This is a genomic window from Candidatus Magnetaquicoccus inordinatus (genome assembly GCF_004217665.1).
Classification (GTDB): domain Bacteria; phylum Pseudomonadota; class Magnetococcia; order Magnetococcales; family Magnetaquicoccaceae; genus Magnetaquicoccus; species Magnetaquicoccus inordinatus.
In genome coordinates, this window is the sequence record NZ_RXIU01000227.1 from 1 (window position 1) to 5,695 (window position 5,695).

At 57.1% G+C, this 5,695-nt stretch carries 5 protein-coding genes; 1 reads left to right on the forward strand and 4 read right to left on the reverse strand.

Annotated features, from left to right (window positions below; all coding sequences use genetic code 11):
- A partial coding sequence (locus tag EJP87_RS17965; RefSeq protein ID WP_193771385.1) for a hypothetical protein occupies nucleotides 1-1,842 on the forward strand: 1,842 nt, incomplete at its 5' end.
- 12 nt (nucleotides 1,843-1,854) lie between these two features.
- On the opposite strand, the gene EJP87_RS13465 is transcribed toward EJP87_RS17965, so the two are convergent.
- The 4 genes from EJP87_RS13465 to EJP87_RS13480 are packed head-to-tail and all read right to left on the reverse strand — an operon-like array spanning nucleotide 1,855 to nucleotide 5,401.
- The gene (locus tag EJP87_RS13465; RefSeq protein ID WP_130472389.1) at nucleotides 1,855-2,610 is read right to left on the reverse strand and encodes a sugar phosphate nucleotidyltransferase; all 756 of its coding nucleotides are present in this window, start codon (nucleotides 2,608-2,610) and stop codon (nucleotides 1,855-1,857) included.
- Nucleotides 2,611-3,606 carry a glycosyltransferase family 2 protein gene (locus EJP87_RS13470; protein ID WP_130472390.1) on the reverse strand — a complete coding sequence of 332 codons (996 nt, stop codon included), beginning with the start codon at nucleotides 3,604-3,606 and terminating at the stop codon, nucleotides 2,611-2,613.
- Nucleotides 3,603-4,568, reverse strand: coding sequence for a transketolase family protein (locus EJP87_RS13475; RefSeq protein ID WP_130472391.1), 966 nt, complete (start codon nucleotides 4,566-4,568; stop codon nucleotides 3,603-3,605). The genes EJP87_RS13470 and EJP87_RS13475 overlap by 4 nt, the downstream gene beginning before the upstream one ends.
- A complete protein-coding gene (locus EJP87_RS13480) occupies nucleotides 4,565-5,401 on the reverse strand; it encodes a transketolase (protein WP_193771386.1) in 837 nt (278 codons plus the stop codon). Before EJP87_RS13480 ends, EJP87_RS13475 begins: the two co-directional genes overlap by 4 nt.
- Nucleotides 5,402-5,695: the final 294 nt, after the last annotated feature.

Sequence of the window (5,695 nt, forward strand, 5' to 3'; positions counted from 1 at the left end):
AACCAGGCAAAACTCTCCTTCCGCCAAGTCTGGATCATCAACCTGCTGCTCGGTGCCCTCTATGGCGCTCTGGTCACTCCGGTCTGGCTCTATAACGTCCGTTTTGGCCAACTGCTCAGCGGTTTGTCACACTGCCCTCCCGATGCGGTACACTCTCTGTTGGATGGGGCTACCTATACCCTGCTGGCGCAACTGCCTGCCCTGCTGCTGCACCTCGGTTTCAGCGAATGGAGCCTGAATGTTCTCTTCTCCGCTCTTTTCTCCGCGCTCGCCTTTACCGCCACCGCTCTGGCCACCTTGGCCATCACCCCCATGCCGCGCCTGGCTCTTCTGACCCCTCTGCTGCTGCTGCAACTGCGCCTGCTGCCAGACCATTTCTATCCCATCACCTTTCCCATCGATCTCTCCATCTTCGGCATCGTGGCCATGTTTTATGCCCTGCTGACCCTGGCCTGTGCCGTGCATGGTCGGTTGCGCAGCGCCGCTTTTCTCTTGGGCTTGGCCCCAGCCATTCATCCGACCTGGGCCATCGCCTGCTGGTCGCTGCTGGCCCTCTATTGGTTTGGCCATAAACCCTCCTGGCGCGGCCAACCTCTGTGGCTGTTTTTGTTGGCGCTGACCCTCTTTTTGCTCTCCTTCGCTGCCCATCTGCTGTGGAACAAACCGCCACAACTGCTCATGGATCCCGCTTTGGCCCAAGAGTTGAGCTCTCAGTGGCTGCAAACCTTGCCACACGGCCATCACCAGCAAATGCTCTTCACCTCGCCTACCCCCATTCGTGATCTGCTCTATTTTTTTCTTCCCGATCTCACCTTTCTTCTCCTTGCCACTCAGGCTCTGCGCAGCCAAAGCTTTGCCTTGCCGGAACCAGGCAGAGCGCTGCTCAAAGTGCTGATTCTCTTCACCCTGCTGGTTATCGCCTGGCGCCTGTTCCATGAACTGCTGCTCGCCTATCTGCCCGCACAGCTTCACCTCCTGCTGGCCAATCGCTGGCTCAATCTGACCACCCTGTTCAATCCCATCCTGCTGCTGCTTCTGCTGCTGCAGGCCGGAAAACAGCCGGAAAACAGGCTGGCCCGCTTTGCCCTCTCTTTTCTGGCGCTGCTGTTTATCGCTTCCGCTTTGCTGCGTCGTCATCTGCCCATCACCCCCTGCTTTGATTGCAACCTTCTGCCCAAATCTGCCCTGGGCAGCGCACTGCTGGAGCTGTTGCTCTTTTTGTTCTTGCTCATCAGTCTGCTCAGCAGCTTCAAGCATCATCTGCCTCTCGGAAACAATCGCCTCTTTCCCGCCGCAAACTGGGCCCTGCCACACCCCCCGCAAACAGTGGTGCTGCTCATTATCCTGGCTTTTGTCGGCAAGACTCTGCTGGAGTGGTCACCACAATCGGCCTTTGCGGAAAGCTACTACCATCAACAGCAGCGCCATCTGCCGCGCAGTTGCCAGCAGCAGTGGCCCAGCTTTCAGAGCGCCCTGGCCAGTGATCCTCAGGGGTTGATCATCGAGACCGGAGTTTATAACCGCTCTAAAATCAACAAAACTCTTTTGTATAGTCTGCGTCGTTGTCTGCACAACTTTCCGGCTGGCGGGCATGGATATAATCCCTCGTCACTGTTGCAGGCCAGGCGTTTTAATCAGCAACTGCTCTGTGCCGATGACAAGGGGGGGGATAATGGGCGTGCAGAGAGCGCTGCCTGCTGGCAACAACGCTCCAGTGCCGAGTGGGCCGCCATCGCCCGTCAGTGGCAGAGCAGCCATCTGCTGGCAGAAACGGCCTGGAATCTGCCCTTGCCTGAGCTCGCCCAGTGGTGTGGAATGAGTCTCTATCTTTTGCCTCGCTAAGCGGATGCTTTTTTACGAGGAGAAGGAAAAAAAGTGGCGAAAAAAGCTCTGCGCCTGTTGGTAGCTCTCTGGTGTGCCAAAATCGATAAAGGGGGCAGCAAAAGAGAAACCATGCAGCGCAAAGGGTAGCGGCTGCATAAATATATCCCTCTCCAAAGAGAGGGCGGCACTCTGTTCGATATGCTGCAACATCGGTGGTGCAAACAGATAACAGCCACCATTGATCAGACCGGCTTGGCTGTCGTCTGGATCCTTTTCGCAAAAGCGTACAATACGCTCTTCCTGGTCCACTTCGAGGCGACCAAAACGGCGACAGTCAGCCAGCGGAATGGACAACAAAGAGGCAACAGCCGCACGCTGCTGATGTTTTAGGATAAATTGCCGCAGATCGACGGCAGCGATGCTGTCGCCATTCAACACCAACAGCGTCTGTTCTGGGGCGATATCCCCCTGTTGCAGAGCATAACGCAGCGCTCCCGCTGTACCCAGGGGGCTGTTTTCTACCCGCCAACTGCAGTGCAGAGGCTGTTGCTGCTCCTGCAAACGGGCGATGATCGGCTCTGCCAGATGTCCCAGCCCAAAATGGACACGCTGAAAACCCATACTGGCCAGCCAACGCAGGAGATAATCCAGAAAGGGCCGACCGGCCAAAGGGGCCAACAGTTTGGGTGTCTGCTCGCCCAACAGCGCACGGATGCGGGTGCCTTGACCACCGGCCAAGACATAGACAGCAATGGCAGCAGCAGGGGAGGAGGGTGCGGAGGCCATTCAGCGCAGATCCTGCAGACGGGGAGTGCGAAAGTCACGAATCTCTTTGTGGGCGAGACCGAGGCTGTTTTTGACGATAAAGCGGGGACGATTTTTGACCGCTTTGAAGATTTTGCCCACATAAAGACCCAAAATGCCCACCGTAAAGAGATTCATTCCTCCCAGCAGCAGTTGTGCCACCATGATGGCGGTCCAGCCCGGCAGGTTCCAGCCAATCGCTTTGGTGACCAGGATGACAGCAATATAACTGATGGAAAACAGTGAGATCAGCAAGCCGACAATCAGGGAAAAATAGAGCGGGGCCATGGAAAAGGAGAGGATGCCGTTGATAAAGGTCTGGGTGGGCATCAAACTGCGCAGCAGCGGAAAATGTCCTTTGCCTGCATAACGCGGTTCGCGCACATAATAGACATAACGCTGCTCAAAGCCGATCCAGTGGATCAAACCACGCATATAGGGATCCACTTCGTTCAACACGATCAACTGCTCGACGACATGGCGACGCAACAGCTTGAAATCGCCTGTATTTTCCGGCAATTCGACGCTGGAAAGGGCGTTGATGGCCCGATAGGCCAAGCGGGTGACCCACATTTTGCTGGCCGATTCGCCCAGTCGTTCACTGCGTCTGGTATGCACAATATCGGCGCCCGCCCGCCACTCCACCAACATTTTGCTGATCAGCTCCGGTGGATCCTGCAGATCACAATCCAGATAGATCACCGCATCGCCAGAAGAGGCGATCATGCCGGCCAACATGCACTCGTAGACCCCAAAGCGTCGCGACATGTTGACCACCTTGATCCGGGGATCCTGTTGATGCTCCTGTTCCAGAATGGCCAGGGAGCGATCGGTGGAGTCATCGTTGACAAATATAATCTCAAACTCCTCTGGTTCGGCCTGCAAAACCGTGCGCAGCCGGGTGATCAAGGCAACGATATTCTCCTCTTCGTTGCGAAAGGAGAGAATGATGGAGATAAGGGCAGGAGAGCTGTTCATGCTACGCCTTCGCAAAAGCGGTGGGAAAGAGAGGTCAAAAGCTGGCGCAGATCGTTCATGCCCATTCCTTGTGCGGCGTGCAGTTGCTCCCGTGGGGCAGAGGTAAACTGATGCTGCAGGGCAAAACCCAGATGGCGGCAGGAGCCGTTATGGCCATAGCGGTTGCGGATCCCCTCCAGCAAGGTGTCCAGGCCACCGCGTTCCAGATAGCCCTCTTGCAGGGTAATCCACTGCGAGTAGGGGGCCAAGGTGGCCGCCAGAGCCTCCTCCTGCAACGGGGTGCTCAACTGAAACAGATCGAGCAGCGCCACATCCTGAAACGCTGTTTCCTGGAGCAGGGTTGCCGCTTTTTGGCTCATGAAGCCGGTGCTGATGAGGGCGATATGGCGACCGGGGCGCAGCAGTTGAAAGCCCAGCGACCAGTCTGGCGGGGCGGGACGGGAGAGGGGCAGGTGGGCTTTGCTGTCCAGGCGTACATATTTGGCACCGCTCTGCTGGCGGGCATAGGCGGGCCAGGCGGCGGCCATCTGCCAGTCGGAGAGCGAAAACAGGCTGATATGGGGCAGGGTGCGCAACACAGCCAGATCTTCCAGCGCATGGTGCGAGGGGCCAGACATGTCATAACTGACTCCGCCACCGACGGCCAGCATGTGCACATTCAGATCAACAAAGGTGCCAGCGATGGAGAGATTGTTGCGAATCTGTTCAAAGGCGCGCAAATAAAAGGCTGCAATGGCCAAGGTGTAGACGGTACACCCCTCCATGGCCAAGCCGCTGGCCACAGCGATCAAATTTTGTTCGGCGATACCCACATTGATAAAACGGCTGGGAAAGCTGTGGCGAATATGATCCAGAGCGGGTGCCCCCATGTCTGCCGACAGAATAAACAGGGAGGGATCCTCTTGCATCTGTGGCAGCAGTTGTTCAAGCAGGCTGTCACGCATGGTTTTGCTGTTGTTCATGGCAGCTCCTCTTGTGCCAAGGCGGCAATGGCGGCATCCACCTGTTCCGGGGTCAAGGAGAGGACATGACAGAGCTCCTGATTTTCCAAAGAGGCTACTCCCTTGCCCTTGACGGTATGCAGCAGCAATGCTTGTGGCGCCTGTTGGGGACGCCGCCAGATTTTTGCCAAACAGTCATGGATGGCCAGCGGATCATGGCCATCGCAGCTTTGACACTGCCAGCCAAAGACGCTCAATTTTTCTGCCAGTGGCTGCAGGTGCAAAATATCCTCCTGGAAGCCGAGCATGGAGAGGCGGTTCATATCCACCACCAGCAACAGATTGCCTAAACGGTGGAATGCCGCCAACATGACCGCTTCCCAGATTGAGCCTTCATTCATCTCGCCATCACCGCAGAGCACAGTGATCTGGGCAGGATTTTGTTGATGACGCAGCGCCAAGGCCATGCCCGTGGCTACCCCCAGGCCATGGCCCAAGGCGCCGTTGGTGGTTTCGATTCCGGGAATCGCTGCATCGGGAATAACCCCTAACAGGGAGTGGGGCGTGGCAATCGTTTCCAGCTCCGCAGCCGCAAAATAGCCGCGCTCAGCCAGGATGGGATAGATGGCCAGGCTGCCATGCCCCTTGCTGAGAATCAGGCGATCCCGCTCTGGCCAACGGGGTTGCAGAGGATCGTGTTGCAGCCAGCCGCCATAGTACAGGGTAAGCAAAAATTCCACTGGCGACAAAGAGGAGGCAATGCGGATGCCTGGTGCACGTTTGTGCAGCAGCAGGGTCTGTTCGCGCAGCCAACGGCTCCGCTGGCGCAGTTGCAGAGAGAGATGCGGATCCATTCACTTCCTTTCCCTGAAGGGCTGGCCCGGAGTGGCGTAGGGAAAAAACCAAGGCGCTACTGCGTTTGCCGGGGCTTCTGGCCTGGGCAATCGCATTTGCCAATTTCCTCGCTGTTGCCACAAGCGAAACTGTGCATGTCGGGCATCCGCCCTCCCAAAGAGTGCCCCTTCGGGGCACAAATCTGTGCGGCGTGCGCGAATGCTTGCGCATTCGCTTTTGTGAAACGCCGCACATTACCAGCAGGGCTTTGCCCTGCACCCACCAGGAGGAGATAATCTCCTCCTGGACCTCCA